At 47.5% G+C, this 17,655-nt stretch carries 22 protein-coding genes; 13 read left to right on the top strand and 9 right to left on the bottom strand.

The features are described from left to right. The first annotated feature begins 84 nt into the window (after positions 1-84). Positions 85-534: a hypothetical protein gene (locus tag L976_RS17340; protein ID WP_047538721.1), complete on the top strand. Its 450-nt coding sequence runs from the start codon at positions 85-87 to the stop codon at positions 532-534. Positions 535-1,051: 517 nt separating this feature from the next. Here the strand turns inward: L976_RS17340 and murA are convergent. The 7 genes from murA to mlaF are packed head-to-tail and all read right to left on the bottom strand — an operon-like array spanning position 1,052 to position 5,675. Beyond that, positions 1,052-2,311 (bottom strand): UDP-N-acetylglucosamine 1-carboxyvinyltransferase, encoded by a 1,260-nt coding sequence (gene murA, locus L976_RS17335; RefSeq protein WP_011073687.1) that lies wholly within the window; start codon positions 2,309-2,311, stop codon positions 1,052-1,054. Positions 2,312-2,323: 12 nt separating this feature from the next. Continuing rightward, positions 2,324-2,575, bottom strand: coding sequence for a BolA family protein (locus L976_RS17330; protein WP_011621481.1), 252 nt, complete (start codon positions 2,573-2,575; stop codon positions 2,324-2,326). Between the two features lie 16 nt (positions 2,576-2,591). Further along, positions 2,592-2,876 carry an STAS domain-containing protein gene (locus tag L976_RS17325; protein WP_047538719.1) on the bottom strand — a complete coding sequence of 95 codons (285 nt, stop codon included), beginning with the start codon at positions 2,874-2,876 and terminating at the stop codon, positions 2,592-2,594. Between the two features lie 5 nt (positions 2,877-2,881). Beyond that, positions 2,882-3,535: an MlaC/ttg2D family ABC transporter substrate-binding protein gene (locus tag L976_RS17320; RefSeq protein ID WP_037427135.1), complete on the bottom strand. Its 654-nt coding sequence runs from the start codon at positions 3,533-3,535 to the stop codon at positions 2,882-2,884. 11 nt (positions 3,536-3,546) lie between these two features. Beyond that, positions 3,547-4,020 (bottom strand): outer membrane lipid asymmetry maintenance protein MlaD, encoded by a 474-nt coding sequence (mlaD, locus tag L976_RS17315; RefSeq protein WP_037427133.1) that lies wholly within the window; start codon positions 4,018-4,020, stop codon positions 3,547-3,549. 54 nt (positions 4,021-4,074) lie between these two features. Further along, complete coding sequence (mlaE, locus tag L976_RS17310) at positions 4,075-4,860, bottom strand: lipid asymmetry maintenance ABC transporter permease subunit MlaE (RefSeq protein ID WP_047538717.1); 786 nt, start codon at positions 4,858-4,860, stop codon at positions 4,075-4,077. Continuing rightward, a complete protein-coding gene (gene mlaF, locus L976_RS17305) occupies positions 4,857-5,675 on the bottom strand; it encodes a phospholipid ABC transporter ATP-binding protein MlaF (RefSeq protein WP_047538713.1) in 819 nt (272 codons plus the stop codon). The genes mlaE and mlaF overlap by 4 nt, the downstream gene beginning before the upstream one ends. A 569-nt stretch (positions 5,676-6,244) precedes the next feature. Here mlaF and L976_RS17300 point away from each other — a divergent pair. The 11 genes from L976_RS17300 (at position 6,245) to mgtE (ending at position 14,607) form a co-directional block, all read left to right on the top strand. Further along, a complete protein-coding gene (locus L976_RS17300) occupies positions 6,245-7,222 on the top strand; it encodes a KpsF/GutQ family sugar-phosphate isomerase (RefSeq protein WP_037422034.1) in 978 nt (325 codons plus the stop codon). Next, entirely contained in the window at positions 7,222-7,773 is a 552-nt protein-coding gene (gene kdsC / locus L976_RS17295) for a 3-deoxy-manno-octulosonate-8-phosphatase KdsC (RefSeq protein ID WP_037422031.1), read from the top strand. Before L976_RS17300 ends, kdsC begins: the two co-directional genes overlap by 1 nt. After that, positions 7,770-8,330 carry an LPS export ABC transporter periplasmic protein LptC gene (gene lptC / locus L976_RS17290; RefSeq protein WP_037431327.1) on the top strand — a complete coding sequence of 187 codons (561 nt, stop codon included), beginning with the start codon at positions 7,770-7,772 and terminating at the stop codon, positions 8,328-8,330. Before kdsC ends, lptC begins: the two co-directional genes overlap by 4 nt. Beyond that, a complete protein-coding gene (lptA, locus tag L976_RS17285; RefSeq protein WP_037422024.1) occupies positions 8,317-8,868 on the top strand; it encodes a lipopolysaccharide transport periplasmic protein LptA in 552 nt (183 codons plus the stop codon). The genes lptC and lptA overlap by 14 nt, the downstream gene beginning before the upstream one ends. Next, positions 8,865-9,596 carry an LPS export ABC transporter ATP-binding protein gene (gene lptB, locus L976_RS17280; protein WP_037422019.1) on the top strand — a complete coding sequence of 244 codons (732 nt, stop codon included), beginning with the start codon at positions 8,865-8,867 and terminating at the stop codon, positions 9,594-9,596. Before lptA ends, lptB begins: the two co-directional genes overlap by 4 nt. A gap of 106 nt (positions 9,597-9,702) precedes the next feature. Further along, complete coding sequence (locus tag L976_RS17275) at positions 9,703-11,178, top strand: RNA polymerase factor sigma-54 (protein WP_037431329.1); 1,476 nt, start codon at positions 9,703-9,705, stop codon at positions 11,176-11,178. A gap of 28 nt (positions 11,179-11,206) precedes the next feature. Further along, positions 11,207-11,494: a ribosome hibernation promoting factor gene (gene hpf / locus L976_RS17270; RefSeq protein ID WP_007650503.1), complete on the top strand. Its 288-nt coding sequence runs from the start codon at positions 11,207-11,209 to the stop codon at positions 11,492-11,494. A gap of 2 nt (positions 11,495-11,496) precedes the next feature. Then, positions 11,497-11,940 (top strand): PTS IIA-like nitrogen regulatory protein PtsN, encoded by a 444-nt coding sequence (gene ptsN, locus L976_RS17265; RefSeq protein ID WP_037422014.1) that lies wholly within the window; start codon positions 11,497-11,499, stop codon positions 11,938-11,940. Continuing rightward, positions 11,937-12,791, top strand: coding sequence for an RNase adapter RapZ (gene rapZ, locus L976_RS17260; protein ID WP_037422011.1), 855 nt, complete (start codon positions 11,937-11,939; stop codon positions 12,789-12,791). Before ptsN ends, rapZ begins: the two co-directional genes overlap by 4 nt. Beyond that, entirely contained in the window at positions 12,778-13,053 is a 276-nt protein-coding gene (locus L976_RS17255; protein ID WP_011627201.1) for an HPr family phosphocarrier protein, read from the top strand. The genes rapZ and L976_RS17255 overlap by 14 nt, the downstream gene beginning before the upstream one ends. 189 nt (positions 13,054-13,242) lie before the next feature. Next, a complete protein-coding gene (gene mgtE / locus L976_RS17250; RefSeq protein WP_037431332.1) occupies positions 13,243-14,607 on the top strand; it encodes a magnesium transporter in 1,365 nt (454 codons plus the stop codon). Between the two features lie 76 nt (positions 14,608-14,683). Here the strand turns inward: mgtE and L976_RS17245 are convergent, their stop codons facing one another. Next, positions 14,684-15,511 carry a molybdate ABC transporter substrate-binding protein gene (locus L976_RS17245; protein ID WP_047538706.1) on the bottom strand — a complete coding sequence of 276 codons (828 nt, stop codon included), beginning with the start codon at positions 15,509-15,511 and terminating at the stop codon, positions 14,684-14,686. A 217-nt stretch (positions 15,512-15,728) separates the two neighbouring features. Next, entirely contained in the window at positions 15,729-16,421 is a 693-nt protein-coding gene (locus L976_RS17240) for an OmpA family protein (RefSeq protein ID WP_047538704.1), read from the bottom strand. 655 nt (positions 16,422-17,076) lie between these two features. On the opposite strand from L976_RS17240, the gene L976_RS17235 reads away from it, so the two are divergent. Continuing rightward, entirely contained in the window at positions 17,077-17,307 is a 231-nt protein-coding gene (locus L976_RS17235) for a transposase (protein ID WP_037421997.1), read from the top strand. Positions 17,308-17,655 lie beyond the last annotated feature (348 nt).

Raw genomic sequence — 17,655 nt, 5'->3', positions numbered from 1 at the left:
TGCAATACAAACAGTTAATGATGCGCGTTTTTACTGGTCTAATGAGGTAAACGCGCATGCGCACTAATAAAATGTTAGTGGTCAATGATGAATCGAATCTTATTTTTTATCTTTGCTCTTCTGAGCTCACATGGGATCGCTGAGGAATCAGAGGCTCCAGAAACTATCTGGTTAGAATCAGATGAAATGGTTTCTTGCATTCCACGCGAGTTAGGCCGCGACGATGTTCTCCGAGTTAATCTTAGTGAGCATCACGGTAAGGAACTTGCCTTATACAGGCACGACGAAAACCTATGGCTATTTTTGGTAGTTGGCTCACCGCCATCAACCATGAAGTCTTTAATGTCTTCTCCACAGTTTGAAAGCGCAAAGAAAATTGAAATATCTCCAACCACAACAGGGTATCGGTGGGATAACAAAAGCGCTAATGAGACGATATTTTCTAAACCAGGGAAATATACCCTCTATGTAAGTGAAAACTTGGAAAGTGAGGACGGCGGCTATAAATGCGAGCTATTTGTCAAAGGCCACTAACAAGCAAAGGCAGCATCGCCCTGCGGGCTGGACGCGCTAACGCGCGCCGCTGCTTTGGTAGTTAGCTTGCAAAAGCATGAACGGTGCAATAGCGCATTTTCAGTACGTTCGGTGGGTTAGCCCGTTCGTTATTTCAACGCCGTTTGCCATTATAAAACTGGCTTGGCAAGGCGCTTAAAAGTAACTCAAACCGTTGGCGTCTTGCGCCAACGACCCGGGCGGTAGCATGGTGTTTTTCTGTTGTGCAGCCGCAAGTTTTAAAATTGCACGGCTGTTGTTGTTTGTTGCACGGGTTGCTAACAACACGCATCAGTAGCGGCCTGCGGCCGCGGGACGCTCACAAGTTCGCGCCCCTGTGCTTATAGTTAATCCATAGAAATTTTTATCCGAAATTCACCTGATACAACCGATGACCTGACACGCTTTTGTCCCTTTCCTTTTTACCTAAATAAATTGCGCTCAATAAAAAAACCAGCACTTGGCTGGTTTTTTATTAGGAGCTAGTCCTACGCAAATGTTATTGCACACGTTCTACATGTGCGCCCAATCCTTGGAACTTCTGCTCGATATGCTCATAACCGCGATCTAGGTGATAGATGCGATCGACGATGGTTTTACCATCGGCAACTAAGCCTGCGATCACCAAGCTTGCCGAGGCACGTAAATCGGTCGCCATTACCTGCGCCCCACTCAAAGACTCAATGCCTTGGATAATACAGGTATTGCCTTCAAGCTCCATGGTCGCGCCCATACGGATAAGTTCTGGCACGTGCATAAAGCGGTTTTCGAAGATGGTTTCGGTAATGGTCGCCGTGCCCTGGGCTAATACGTTGAGCACGCAGAACTGCGCCTGCATATCGGTTGGGAAACCAGGATATGGTGCCGTCTTGATATTTACCGCTTTTGGACGCTTGCCTTCCATATCGAGCTCAATCCAATCTTCACCTGTAGTGATCTTGGCACCCGCATCTTCGAGTTTCGCGATAACAGACTCTAACGAAGCAGGGTCTGCCTTTAAGCAACGGATACGACCACGGGTCACAGCGGCGGCAACAAGGAATGAACCGGTTTCAATACGATCCGGCATCACTCGGTACTCACAGCCCTGTAGACGTTCAACGCCTTGAATACGCAGTGTGGCACTGCCGACACCGGTGATCTTCGCGCCCATAGCAATCAAACAGTTAGCTAAGTCGATCACTTCTGGTTCACGGGCAGCGTTTTCAATCACGGTTTCGCCATCGGCAAGTGCCGCGGCCATCAATAGGTTTTCGGTCGCGCCTACGCTCACCATGTCCATAAAAATATGGGCGCCCTTTAAGCGACCATCGACACGGGCCTTGATATAACCTTCTTTCACTTCAATCTTGGCGCCCATCATTTCGAGGCCATGTAAGTGAAGGTTTACTGGACGAGCACCAATGGCGCAACCACCGGGTAATGATACGTCTGCGGTGCCATAGCGGGCTAATAACGGCCCAAGGATCAGAATCGAGGCACGCATGGTCTTAACGAGGTCGTAAGGAGCACAAAACTCATTAAGGTTCTTGGTCGAAATACGGATCTTACCTTCGCCCAACTCATCCACATCGGCGCCTAGGCAACGCAGCAATTTGCAGCTGGTGCTCACATCACGCAAATTAGGGACGTTCGAGACCACAAAGTCAGTTTCGGCTAACACGCCTGCCATTAGAATCGGCAGCGCAGCGTTTTTGGCACCGGAAATAATCACATCACCAGCAAGCGGAGGGCTTGCTTGAATCGCTAATTTATCCACTTTTCCTCACTACTAGCTGTTGAAAATTTTCTCGCGTTTCCATTGAGTCGGCGTGAAAGTTTTAATCGTTAATGCATGTAACTCACCGCTGGCGATATAGCTCATCAGGGGTGCATAAATGGCTTGTTGTTGTTTTACGCGGCTCATACCGTCAAAACATTCACCCACGGCAATCACTTTGTAGTGGCTGCCATCGGAGCTGGCGTGCACTTCATCGAGTGCTAACGCGTCACGTAAAATCTGTTCTATTAAGCTGCATTCCATGAAATTCGGTACCTTTTCAATTCGCTTCTTCGGTGAAGAAGGATTGTAAATCATATAAATCGATTAATTTTTTTAACTGCTCCGATGCCGAGCACAGCTTCAGTGGCGTGCCATGCTGGCGCACTAACGCCAGCAAAAATGCCACACCAGCACTGTCGCTGTACTCCAGTTCGGCGAGCGACAACATTTGGGTATCTTGGCTTAACAGGCTTTGCCTTTGCGGCCATAGCTCGACCACTTGCTCCTGTGATAAACGCCCTTTTAGGTGGCAAATGTTACCCTGTTGCACAAATTCAACCACGGCGCTTACTTCCCTGCTTTAGGCTTTTTAGTCACTTTGTCTTTGGTGCGCTCTTCCAGCATCTTAATCACTGAATCAATCCCCTGTTGGCGGATAAGGTTCGAGATTTCAGATTGCTTAGAGGACAGCAAACTCACGCCTTCAGCGACTAGGTCAAACGCCTTCCAAGAGTCATCCTTGAGGCGACGAACTTTAAACAACAGCTTAATCGGCGGACGACCCGCTTCGATAATCTGTACGTTTACATCGACAATCTTCTCATTGCTGAAATCACTACCAGGCGAAAACTCCACTTTTTGGTTAGTGTATTCGGTAAAAGCTTGGGCATAGGTTGAAACTAAGTAGCCTTCAAAAGCATCGACGAAACGATTGCGCTGATCTTCAGTCGACTCTTTTAAATACTGACCTAACACTTTGTAAGAGGCGTATTTATAGTCGATGTAAGGCATTAATTCTTCACGCACAATCACCTTGAGATGATCCGCATCGGCGTCAATCAACGCCTTGTCTTTGTGGAACCGATCGAAGGTTTTGTTGGCAACAGATTTCACCATGGCATAAGGATCCATAGTGTTAACCTGAGCGTCATCCGCCAGTGCGGTCGTTGCAGTAAACATCCATACTAACGGCAGTAATAAGCGCGATAAGCGTTTAAACATAGCGGTAACCCCTATTTATCCTTTGAACCCATACTATATAAGAACTGACCAATCAGATCTTCTAACACTAATGCTGAGCGAGTATCGTCAATTTTGTCGCCATCCTTAAGCATACTCACGTCATCATCGACAAAGCCCGGTGTTAATCCGAGGAACTGCTCACCGAGCAAACCTGAAGTTAAAATAGCTAAGCTACTGGTTTCAGGAAATTTATCGAAACGCTTGTCCATCACAATCGTCACCACAGCCACCAGTTTGACTGGGTCTAAATCAATCTTACTCACGCGGCCAACCACGACGCCGCCGACCTTGACAGGAGAGCGTACCTTCAAGCCACCGATATTGGTGAAGTTGGCGGTGAGGGTATAGCTACTGTCGCTGGTCTGCACTTCGATATTGGCGACTTTAAACACCAACACTAAAAAGGCCGCTAAGCCCGTTAAGAGAAACACACCCACTAATAATTCAATTTTTCGTGTCAACATGCTCAGTTACCACTCTGTTAATCCGTCGATCTGTATCCTTGGCGCTGCAATCCGTTAGCGGCCAAACATCAGGGCTGTTAGTAAAAAGTCCAATGCCAATACGGCGAGGCTCGATTGCACCACAGTTGAAGTAGTTGCACGGCTGATCCCCTCTGGATTAGGGATCACTTGATAACCACGATATAACGCAATCCAAGTCACCACCACGGCAAATACGCCACTCTTAATCAGGCAGTTCACTATGTCTTGGCGCCATTCTACCGAGGCTTGCAGAATCGACCAGAAGGCACCACCATCGATCCCCTTCCATTCCACGCCCCCTAAATGGCCGCCATAAATACCTACCGCAGTAAACATCAGCGCCAACAACGGCATGCTTATTACACCCGCCCAAAAGCGTGGCGCAATGATTTGCCGCAGTGGGTCAATCGCCATCATCTCTAAGCTGGATAACTGCTCGGTACTCTTCATCAGACCGATTTCGGCGGTGAGTGCCGAACCTGCGCGGCCAGCAAATAACAACGCTGTAACCACGGGGCCAAGTTCACGCAGTAAACTTAAGGCCACCATCGGGCCTAAACTCTCCTCCGTACCAAACCCGACTAAGATGTTGTAGCCCTGCAGCGCCAATACCATGCCGATAAACAGGCCGGAGACCACAATAATGACCATAGATTGTACGCCGACCACATAGATTTGGCGCACTAATAATGGAAAACCTTTACGCACCCGAGGCCAACGAACAATCGCGCCCCACAGCATCAGGCCTGCACGGCCAAAACCGAGCACTAACTCGATAGCGCTGCGGCCAAGGTCGGCAATACTATCTAATAACTTCACTTGCCAACTCCTTTTGCCAATAATTCTTGCTGGTAATCCTTTGCCGGATAATGGAACGGCACAGGGCCATCTGGCGCACCTTGAATAAACTGCTTGAGCTGCGGATTATCCGCATGCTTTAACTCTTCAGGCGTGCCATGGGCAATAACTTTTTTATCTGCAACCACATACACATAATCTGCAATCCCGAGCACTTCATCCACATCGTGGGACACCACAACCGAGGTTAAATTAAGTGCATCGGAAAGTTCGCGGATAAGCTTAACCAGCACGCCCATAGAAATAGGGTCTTGTCCGGCAAAGGGTTCATCGTACATGACTATTTCTGGCTCAAGGGCTATCGCCCGAGCTAAGGCAGCGCGGCGCTGCATCCCACCGGATAACTCGCTGGGCATCATTTGCGCGGCGCCCCGCAGCCCAACGGCCTCAAGTTTCATCAGCACGATAGTCCGAATAATCTCTTCGGGCAGGCCTGAATGTTCACGTAGCGCAAAGGCAACGTTATCAAAGACGTTGATATCGGTGAATAATGCGCCACTTTGAAACAACATACTCATGCGCTTGCGCAGTTCGAATAATTCGCTACGGCTCGCCGCATGCACATCCTGTCCATCGAACAACACTTGGCCGCTATAGGGCGTTAATTGGCCGCCGATAAGCTTGAGCAAGGTGGTCTTACCTATGCCACTCGGTCCCATAATGGCGGTGACTTTGCCCCTAGGGATAGACAGGCTAATATCTTCATATATGACACGCTGGCCACGGCGAAAGCCCAAATGACGGATCTCAACCAACGGCGTTTGTTCTTGAGTCATGCTTGATTCCGATATTTGAAAAGAGGTGGCCTACGCTTCCTGCCCAGACCAATCGAAGAGCCGCAAATTGTACGTAATTGCGCTTTAACCTACAACAGAATCGACACTATCGTCCTACGATACTTTCAATTTGCCTCATTTCCAGCGAGAATGCGCCCTAAGTTTTCGCTCTGTGAAGCTAAAGTGTTACTTAATGTTTTCACCTGTGTTGATAAATTAGCAAAATGGTTTTGTAAACGGTCAAGACATAAGCTAATTGATACAAAGATAATGTGAGTACAACTTAACTTAAAAACGCTATTGAGTTCTGCAATTAAGCATCAAACTGGCCATCATAGTTACCTTACTCACTGCGGGTGGCAAAAGGGAAATACCAAAGACGATGATATTGCTCAAGGCATTCAATGGCTAAACGATATATTCTGCCCTAATGCCTAGGCGCAGAGCTTAAACAATAGCATGCGACTCAAAGTAACAAGCCGTTAATTTTATCATCTTTATCGCGTACCAAATTGTGCTATTCCAATCCCATACGGGGCGACAAAGACAATGCAAGAAGAGAGATAGACATGGTAGACCAATCACAATTGCGCCAGTGGGGCTGTAAAGTCATCGATATTGAAAAATCGGCCCTCGACAATCTTTATCAATATGTCGATTCCGTTGAATTCGCCCAAGCCTGCGAGTTAATCCTCAACTGCACCGGCAAAGTCATCGTGATGGGGATGGGGAAATCTGGCCATATTGGTAATAAAATCTCTGCTACCCTCGCCAGCACTGGCACCCCAGCCTTCTTTGTGCATCCTGGCGAAGCCAGCCATGGCGACTTAGGCGTACTCTCTGATAATGATATTATCCTCGCCATTTCAAACTCGGGTGAATCGAGCGAAATCCTTGCGCTGATGCCCGTTATCCAACGTAAAGCCATTCCCGTGATTGCCATGACGGGCAAACCTGAGTCCACGATGGCACGTTTGGCCAAAATTCATTTATGTATTGAAGTGCCTGAAGAAGCCTGTCCGCTCGGGCTTGCGCCAACCTCGAGCACCACCGCAACCTTAGTGATGGGTGATGCGATGGCCATTGCGCTGCTGCAAGCCAAAGGCTTTACTCGGGAAGACTTTGCAATGTCTCACCCAGGCGGTGCCCTAGGACGTAAGCTGCTGCTTAAAGTCAGCAACGTGATGCACAGTGGCGATGATTTACCACTGGTTAAACACGATATTTGCATCACCGATGCCCTGTATGAAATCTCCAAGAAGGGCCTAGGCATGACGGCGGTGATCGATGAACAAAACAAACTCGTGGGTATTTTTACCGACGGCGACCTACGCCGCGTTATCGATGCCCAAGTCAACCTACGCACCACGCCTATCGCCGATGTGATGACGCGAAACTGTGTCACAATTACTGAAAACGTCTTGGCAGCGCAAGCGCTGCAAGTGATGGATTCCAAAAATATCAACGGCCTGATAGTGATAGATAAAGACAATCATCCTGTCGGTGCGCTCAATATGCTCGATATGGTTAAAGCGGGAGTCATTTAATGCCACAGCAAGGATTTTACGGCCCGATCAGCGATGATGTGTGGCAAAGAGCGCAAAAAATTAAACTGCTGATCTGCGATGTGGACGGGGTATTTTCTGACGGCCGCATTTATTTAAGCAACTCGGGTGAAGAGCTCAAAGCCTTCCATACCCGCGATGGTTATGGCGTGCGTTCATTATTGACCAGTGGCTTTAATCTGGCCGTGATAACAGGCCGCCAGTCTAAAATTGTTGAAAACCGCATGACGGCCCTCGGTGTAACCCATATTTATCAAGGTGTGGATAATAAATTTGTCCCCTATGAAGAACTGCTGTCGCTCTACAATGTCACACCAGAAGAAGTTGCCTATATCGGTGATGATATTGTCGACCTGCCAGTGATGAATGTCGTCGGTCTTGCCGTCTGTGTCGCCGATGGACATCCCTATGTGCGCCAACACGCCCATTTTGTGACCCAGTTAAATGGTGGTCATGGTGCGCTCAGAGAGCTGACAGATCTGTTACTTCTGAGTCAAAACAAATTTACCTCAGCCCATGGGATGAGCATATGAGTCGTGTGACCCTCGCCATTATTGCTTTTTTTGGTACTGCACTCGTGCTGTATTGGCAGGTCCAACAAAAACGCGGTGGCGATACCGATAGCAGCCTGAATGATACAGACAGGCCCGACTACATTATCGAAGATCTGCGCAGCATCGAGTTTAACGAGCAAGGACAAGTCAATAGTCGCGTCACGGCAAAGCACATGGAACACTATGAGCTTAAAAACCAAACCGACTTTATTCAGCCTGTCTATCTTGTGTATCCCGACCAAGGTAAAGCAAAATGGCAGATCAGAGCCGATCAAGGTCGACTCAACAAAGATACTGGCAAGGTTGTATTAGAAAATAATGTTATTATCGATGCCATCAGCCCTGGTGAACCGATACAAACCTTGTCCACCAGTTTTTTAGAACTCGATCTCAACACAATGATAATGACCTCTGACCGCATCATTTACGTCACAGGGAAAGATTTTAATATTCAAGGGCAAGGCCTTTATGCCGACCTTAACGCGCAGGAAGTGCAATTGACCAGTCAGGTAGTAGGAACCTATGAAGCAAAATAACATATTACTTGCCAGCCTAATGCTAATGATAAGCATGAATGCCTTCGCCAAGATCGGTGACTTACAGCAAGAAGTGAAAATTAAAGCCGTCAGTCAAACTGCGGACATTAAAAACAATCAGATCATTTTCTTCGGCCCCGTTGAAGTTGTTCAAGGCTCAATTAAAATCCATGCGGATCAACTCCGTGCATTTTCTGTCGAAGGCGAAAATAGTAAAGTCTTACTGGCTACAGGAAATCCAGCAACCTACAGCCAAATCCTTGATGATGGCCGCCCTGCATCTGCTAGCGCCAAAGAGATTCGCTATGAAATGGCCACTCGGACGTTGACCCTAACTGGTACAGCGACCCTAGACCAAGCGGGTAGTCAAGTTACAGGCAATTTAATTCGTTACGATATTATTCAGCAAAAACTGATCGCCGAAAGTAGCGGCAATGGTGATGATCGCGTAATTACCATTATTCAACCTGATAATTATCAGGAAGAACTCAAAAATACACCAACAGATAAACCTGTGAAAAAACAGGATTCTAAATGACCCAAATCACCTTAAAAGCACAGAATCTCGCCAAGAGTTATAAAAGCCGCCAGGTTGTCAAAGATGTCAGCCTGACAGTAAAAACGGGTCAAGTCGTCGGTCTACTCGGCCCTAACGGTGCGGGTAAAACCACCACCTTTTACATGGTCGTGGGCTTAGTTAAAAGCGATAAAGGCCATATCTTTATCGACGATGATGATTTAACCGCCGATCCTATGCATCTGCGTGCCCGCAAAGGTATTGGTTACCTACCACAGGAAGCGAGTATCTTTCGTAAATTAACCGTACACGACAACATCATGGCGGTACTGCAAACCCGTAAAGAGCTCAATAGTGACCAGCGCGAAGAAGCACTAGAGCAACTGCTAGAAGAGTTCCATATCACCCATATTCGTGACAGCCAAGGCATGTCCTTATCGGGCGGTGAACGTCGCCGCGTCGAAATTGCCCGCGCCTTAGCGGCCAACCCCAAGTTTATTCTGCTTGATGAGCCCTTTGCGGGCGTTGATCCGATCTCCGTTATCGATATCAAGAAAATTATCGAGCAGCTTAAGAGCCGAGGCCTTGGAGTACTTATCACAGACCACAATGTGCGCGAGACCTTAGACGTCTGTGAACATGCTTACATTGTGAGTCACGGTAATCTTATTGCCGAGGGCACACCCGCAGAGATCTTAGACAATCAGCAAGTTAGGGCTGTGTACTTAGGTGAACAATTCAGGCTATAGTTACTAAAACAAAGCTAATAAGCCTTGAATTTGAGAGCGCTAGGCTCCATCCATATGATATCAAGCGACCTAAACTCACAATAATAACCTAGGGATCAGCGGTAACATGAAAGCGTCACTCCAGCTCAAACTGGGTCAACAGTTAACCATGACGCCACAACTTCAGCAGGCCATTCGCCTGCTGCAACTGTCGTCATTGGAACTGCAACAAGAAATCCAGCAAGCCTTAGACTCTAATCCTCTTCTCGAGCTGGAAGAGGAGCAATTTGACGCGCCTAGCGAACGTAAGCAAGATATCGCCGATACCGACTTTAGCGAAACGACTGCCCAGCCACAGGAACAAGATAATTCCACCGTGGACATTGCCGAGTCGCTGACCAAAGAATCTCTGCCCGAAGAGTTACCCATGGATACCACTTGGGATGAAGTATTTACCGCATCGCCAAACTCAGGTTCTGGCGCCAGCCGTGAAGATGACATGCCCTTCCAAGGGGAAACTAGCGAGGGGTTGTACGAACATTTAGAATGGCAAAAAAACCTCACACCCTTCTCTGAAACCGATTTAGCCATTGCCACCGCGATTATTGATGCCATTGACGATCAAGGTTATCTCACTCAAAGCACTGAAGATATCCTCGAAGCCATGGGCAATCCCGAGATTGAACTCGACGAAGTTGAAGCCGTGCTCAAGCGTATTCAACATTTCGACCCCGTTGGTGTCGCGGCAAGGGATTTAAGCGAATGTTTACTGATCCAGCTATCTCATTTTTCGCCTGATACCCCTCACATCGAAAACGCCCGCATGCTGATCAAAGATCATTTAGATCTGATCGCCGCTCGCGACTTTAGGCTGTTAATGCGTAAGACCAAACTGAAAGAGGACGAGTTAAGGGACAGTATTGCGCTGATCCAAACCTTGAACCCTCGTCCCGGTTTACTCATCACCCCTGTCGATGAAGAATATGTGATCCCCGATGTATCGGTGTCGAAGAAAAACGGCCGTTGGGTGGTCGAATTAAACCCTGACTGCATGCCAAAAATCAACGTAAATCAGCAATATGCAGCAATGGCCCGAAGTTCAAAAAATCAAGCTGATAGCCAATTTATTCGTGGCCATCTGCAAGAAGCCAAGTGGTTTATTAAAAGCCTTGAAAGCCGTAACGAAACACTGCTCAAGGTGGCAAACTGCATAGTGCAATACCAACAGGGTTTCTTCGAATACGGTGAAGAAGCCATGAAACCTATGGTCCTAAACGATATCGCCGAGGCGGTAGAGATGCATGAGTCCACCATTTCACGGGTGACCACACAAAAATACATGCATACCCCAAAAGGACTTTTTGAACTAAAATATTTCTTCTCAAGCCACGTCGGGACGGATGATGGCGGTGAGTGCTCATCCACAGCAATCAGAGCTTTCATTAAGAAACTGGTTGCAGCGGAAAACCAGAAAAAACCATTAAGCGACAGCAAGATGGCTCAACTTCTGGCAGAACAGGGAATTAACGTTGCGCGCAGAACCATTGCGAAGTACCGAGAAGCGATGCTTATTCCCCCTTCCAATCAGCGTAAAAGTTTATAGCCTATTGTGAGTATCGGAGGACGTTTCTATGCAAATAAACCTAAGTGGACACCATATCGAGATTACTGAATCGTTACGGGCATATGTTGAGGAAAAGTTTTCAAAACTTGAACGTCATTTCGAACAGATCAATAATGTGCACGTTGTGCTCAATGTTGAGAAAATGCAACAGATTGCCGAAGCGAGAATCAACCTCACCGGTGGTGAAGTCTTCGCGACTTCAGAGCATGCAGATATGTATGCTGCCATAGACGTCCTGATTGATAAACTTGATCGTCAGGTTATTAAACACAAAGAGAAGTTAACAAAACACTAGCAATGGAACTTCGTACCATACTGCGGCCGGAGTGCACAACCTGCGCCACTCCGGGCAGTAAGAAAAAGGTACTGGAACTCATCAGCGACTTAGCCGCTGCCCAGTACCCCACCCTCTCATCTCAAGAGATCTTCGAAAGCCTCGTGGCGCGCGAAAAGATGGGTAGCACAGGTATAGGTAACGGTATCGCCATTCCACATGGTCGATTAACCGATATAACACAACCCATAGCGATATTGATAAAATGTGAGGAGCCGATAGCCTTTGATGCTATCGATAAACAACCCGTCGATATTTTATTTGCACTACTCGTGCCTGCCGACCAATGTCAGCAGCACCTAAGTACCTTGTCATGCATGGCTGAAAAGCTCAGTGACAAGCAAATATTAAAACAATTGCGCAAGACGCATGATGAAACGGAACTCTATCAGGTAATCATTGGATGAAACTGGTCATAGTGTCAGGGCGTTCAGGCTCAGGCAAATCGGTCGCACTTAGAGTGCTTGAAGATCTCGGCTACTATTGTGTCGATAATTTGCCTTTGCCTTTGATTGGCAGTTTGCTTGAACAGCTCAAAGGCAGTAACGATCTCGTTGCTATCAGTGTTGACGTGCGCAATTTACCAGAGCAAGACAAAGTGCTGGTTAAACAGCTTGCCAGCCTGCCTACGGGCACTGAACTCACCAGCTTCTTCTTAAACTCCAGCGATAAAGTGTTGCTCAAACGCTACAGTGAAACGCGGCGCTTACATCCCTTATCTAAGAGCCGAGTGTCACTGCAAGAAGCCATCAAGCTTGAAGGCAAATTGCTCGAGCCGCTGTCACAGCAGATGGATCACTATATAGATACCTCGAATCTGAATATCTATGAACTCAGCGACCAAGTGCGGCAAATACTCCTTGGCAGTGTCGATAAGGAACTGGTGATCAACTTCGAGTCCTTCGGTTTTAAGCATGGTATGCCGACCGAAGCTGACTTTATGTTTGATGTGCGCTTTTTGCCAAATCCCCATTGGGAACCGGAGCTTAGACCTCTCACCGGTTTAGATGAACCCGTAGCGGAGTTTTTAAATCGCCAGCCACTGGTGAATAAGTTCATCTGGCAAATCGAGAATTTGCTCGAAACCTGGTTGCCCCATTTAGAGCGCAATAATCGTAGCTATCTCACGATTGCGATTGGTTGCACAGGTGGCCAACACCGCTCAGTCTATGTAGCTGAGCAACTAGCTAAACGTTTTAGTAATGGCAAACATAAAGTCAATGCGCGCCATCGAGAGTTGAGCCATGCCAAAACTTGAGCGCCAAGTCACCATCTGCAATAAACTCGGCTTACATGCCCGCGCCGCCACAAAGCTCGTAGTGCTTGCTTCTGAGTTTGATGCCAGCATTACGCTGATCCAAGGTGAAAAACAGGCCTCTGCCGCCAGTGTATTGGGTTTACTCATGCTCGAGACGGGCATGGGTAAAACCATCACCCTCATCGCCGAAGGCCCGGATGCCGAGCCTGCACTTAATGCCATTTGTGCCCTTATCGACGCTAAGTTTGACGAAGCCTGCTGATGGTATCATCTCGATGATCCCTGCCGGTATTCAGTATCCTGTTTGGTTTTGATTTCAGCACCTTATACCAGTAAAACACATTTGTGACTCGACGCCCTCCCGTGCGCTAAATTACAATGTACTGCTGCGCTTTGGCTTAAGTCCTCAATAGCTAAACGCCAACCCATCCACCGCCGCCATGGAGGAAACATGCCTGTAGAAGCCTCAGACAGTTTACAAGCCGAACACCGTCTCGACCAACTGAGTCAAGCCCTCAACAGTGGTATGTTTGTGCATGTCAGGCAAATGCTACAAAATATGGCGCCGTCAGATATCGCATTGATTTTAGAATCGTCACCTCCCAAAGCTCGGCAAGTGTTATGGCAACTCGTCGATCAAGATCAGCTCGGGGATATTCTCGATGAACTCAGCGAAGAGTTAAAAGACCCGCTGATCAGCACCATGAGTCCAGAGCGAGTCGCCAAGGCTACCGCCAGCATGGATACGGACGATCTGGCTTATATTCTGCGAAGCCTGCCAGATACTGTGTATAAACAAGTATTACAGTCGATGAGTCTGCAAAACCGGCAGCGAGTCGAGCAAGCGCTCTCTTATCCCGATGAGACCGCAGGCAGCCTAATGAACACAGATACTGTGACCTTAAGACCCGATGTCAATATCGATGTGGTACTGCGTTATTTGCGCCAACGGGGCAACCTGCCCGACACTACCGATACTTTATACGTGGTGGATAAACACGATCGCGTGCTTGGTGGGGTCAAACTTGCGGATCTGCTCACCTGCGATCCCAATACTCATATCAGCAGCATTATCGATACCGATATCGAGAGCATTCCCGTGGGCATGTCCGACAGTGAAGTGGCACAACTGTTCGAGCGCCATGACTGGGTGTCAGCGCCCGTGGTCGATAGTGAGGGCAAGTTGCTCGGCCGGATCACCATCGATGACGTGGTGGATGTTATCCGTGAAGACGCCGAGCACTCTATGATGGGGATGGCGGGGATGGACGATGATGAAGACACCTTCGCCCCAGTACTCAAAAGTACCTTCCGCCGTTCGCTCTGGCTCACTATCAACCTATTTGCGGCTCTGCTGGCGGCCTCTGTCAGCAATATGTTTGAGGGCACTATTGAACAGTTTGCCACGATTGCGATTTTAATGACGATTGTACCGAGCATGGGCGGCGTCGCAGGTAATCAAACCTTGGCCCTAGTAATCCGCGGGATAGCCCTAGGCCATATTGGCCAAAGTAATGCCCGCTGGCTGATAGGCAAAGAGCTCGCGATTGGCTTTTTGAATGGCTTAATGTGGTCGATGTTAGTGTTTATCGCGGTATTAGTTTGGAAAGATGATATGGCGCTTGCCAGCCTGATTGGCGGTGCAATGCTCATCAATATGACAGTCGCAGGACTAGCAGGCGCCAGTATTCCGCTGATCTTAAAGCGCTTAAAAGTAGATCCGGCGTTAGCGGGCGGTATGGTGCTCACCACAGTCACCGATGTGATAGGTCTGTTTGCCTTCTTAGGATTAGCGACTTTATATTTAATGCACTAGCACTGGCCCAAGCCTTGCTAAAGCGAGCAACAAAAATGGCGCTATTTCGCGCCATTTTTAATGAGTCCATTAGACATTATTTTTTAGGCGGCTGAAAACCATAACTGCTCAAAATTGCCTGTCCTTCAGGGGATAAAATAAACTCGGCTAAAGGTGCGGCTGCACTATTAGCATCCTTTAACACCAATAGGCCATAGTCGGCGCCAATGGCTAACTCTGGCGGTAAATCGATAATCTTAAGGCTCGGCACTTCTTTTTGTGCCAGCACCGCATTGGTGCAATAGGTTAAGAACACATCCGCCTGCTTATTTTCCATCACCCAAGCATAGGGATTACGATCCTTGGGCGGTTTAGCACTCTCAGGCCCACCAGTTAGCTGCATGGCTTTGGTTTCTAATATAGTTTTCGCATTGGGTTTTAAAGCCTCGGCTTTCGCAAACACTGCCCAAGCGTAGTCGCCAGCGGGATCGGCTTTTGGCGTTGATGTACCAAGCTTAATTTGCGACGCGAGCAGGGTGTCTAATAAGTTCGCGCTAGTGAGTGGCACTTCCGCTTGAGCAATGGCGCAGAGCTGGTTACGGGCAAACATTTGCACCTGTTGACCCACTCCCGCATCGACTAAGGCCTGCGGGTGTTTCATATTCGCCGAGGCAAAAATATCAACCCGCTCCCCCTCTTGGATCCGCTTAAGCAATAAACCCGAAGGCGCATACTGTGCCGCCACATTAGCTTGGGATTTCGCTTGGTAAGCCGCAATAATATCGTTCATCGCCGCCTTTAAACTGCCCGCGGCTCTTAGTTCAATAGGGGCTGTCGCCTCAGTGTTTATTGGCGCACCTTGTACCATCCCTGCCATCACTGTAGTCCCTAAACTGAATGCCAGTACTAAGCCCTGTTTTGCCATAATTGCTCTCCTTTGGCTCTGCGAAATAGTTATCCTAATTTAACTAACTACATACAAAACGGGAAAATACCGGCAGGATCAAGTCGAATACTCGCCTGATAAGCCCCAATAGAGATGATTGCGGACAAGATCACTGAAGATAGACAACGGAAGGACAATTTGTCCCTTATGATAAAATAAAAAGTCGCCCACAGGCGACTTTAACCTTGATGAATGATTATTGACCCGTTGGGGTCAACACTATCTCCACACGACGGTTTTGCGCGCGTCCCTCGGCACTCGCATTGGATGCGATTGGACTCGATTCCCCCATTCCCTTAGACTTTACGCGAGCGGCAGCCACGCCTTTACTCATCAAGTAGTTCCCTACTTCGCTGGCTCGTACCTGTGATAAACGTAAATTGTATGAATCTGAGCCGCTGCTGTCGGTATAACCCAACACGTTAAGTTGGGTCTTACTATACTCCTTCGCCACCAGCGCAACAGAGTTCAGTACCCGCTTAGCACCCTCACTCAGCTCGGTTTGATCCACACCAAAAGTCACTTCATTTGGCATATTAAGAATAATATTGTCACCACTGCGAGTTACGCTAACTCCCGTGGAAGCGAGTTGTTGGCGTAATTTGGTTTCTTGTACGTCCATATAGTAGCCAATACCACCACCTAAGGCGGCGCCAGAGGCTGCACCAATTAAAGCTCCTTTACCGCGGTCACTCTTACTTGACGAGGCAACACCAACGGCAGCTCCAGCAACGGCACCAATTAGCGCCCCCGTAGTCGCTTTTGCCGTTTGTTGTTCGTTGGTATAGGGGTTGACAGTCGAACAGCCTGACGCAATCAAGGCGCTAGCCATAACCACAATAGCAAGCTTAGATGCTGGCAATGATTTAATCAGAGAAGGCTTCATCATTATGACCTCATAACATGATTGATGAGATTTGCCTTTGAAAGGCAAAGGGCGTGGTAAATCGCCAAAAACACCATGAAAAAATCGCAGTATATAAGCATTCTCTTTCGAGACAATCTTTAATCGTTTCTTTGCTCAGTTTATGAGTAATTTAATCGCAAAAAACACCAAACCAAAACATCTTTGGCTTATTCATGCAACATTTAGAGTAAAAGCACTGAAATAGTGCAAGCTGCACCGTTTCTGACATAACTTCTAAAACCAACCGTTTGAAACATAAACTCAATTAATTGATTTTAAACATTAATTTATATATTAAAAAATTGGCACGGATTTTACATACTAATAAATAGGTAGAAGAGTAGAGACCCCAAGCGTAACTCACTCGATACCTAAGTAAGTTGTTTGACATCAATGGACGTTAATCTAAGTGCCCGTTGCGAGGCATGTTAATCGAAGCACAATCCCTAAGTGGATTGAGGAGGAAGAGATGAAACATCTGATGAAACTTATTAGTCATTGTCACCACGAATGGTTGTCCCTGCGCCATATAGGACATAGTCAGTGGGATATAGAGCAGCGCCAATAATCATGAAGGAATACCCCAAAGAACCCGTTAAAGCGCATACAGATAGCATAAAGTGAAAAGGGATAGGCCATGGGAATCGTCAATCATAATCTTAAACCTGACGTTATTTTTGAAGTAAAAGTCAAAGGCAGATTACTCTCTGATGTCGCACGACAGTATGGTCTTTCGGCTAAAGCGGTTTACCAGTGGGTAAGGGAAAGTGAGCAACAGCCGCAGCAACGTGAATGCGCCTTAATAAATGAAATTGCCCAGCTGCAGAAACGTATTAAGCAGCTAAACAGTGAATTACGCACGATATAGGTTGAGGTAACACTCGCCCAGTGCCCTTATAGACAAGGCCGGACCCCATTGCATATTGCCCTGTAGGTCTAACGCGATATGAAAGTTGTGCTAAAAACAATAATAACAGCGCCCTTTTACGTCCGGCCTTGTCATCCAATTAATTGGATTAGCAATAAATAACAGTTTAGACAGAGTCGGATGGGTATCTATTATCGCTCCCCAACGACCTAAGATATAAATCGTACAAAATAACAATAATAACTGTGCTGTTTACTGTCCGACTCTGTCAACTTAACACTCAAAGTGTTGCAAGAGAAAAAGAGGCAGGTTTTGACAAGGCTTTAGAGGGAGCTATCTCCCCCAAAG

It is taken from the genome of Shewanella sp. ZOR0012, from assembly GCF_000798835.1.
GTDB lineage: Bacteria > Pseudomonadota > Gammaproteobacteria > Enterobacterales > Shewanellaceae > Shewanella > Shewanella xiamenensis.
The sequence above is the reverse complement of the archived record's forward strand: the minus strand, read 5'-3'. Positions and strand labels throughout refer to the sequence as shown.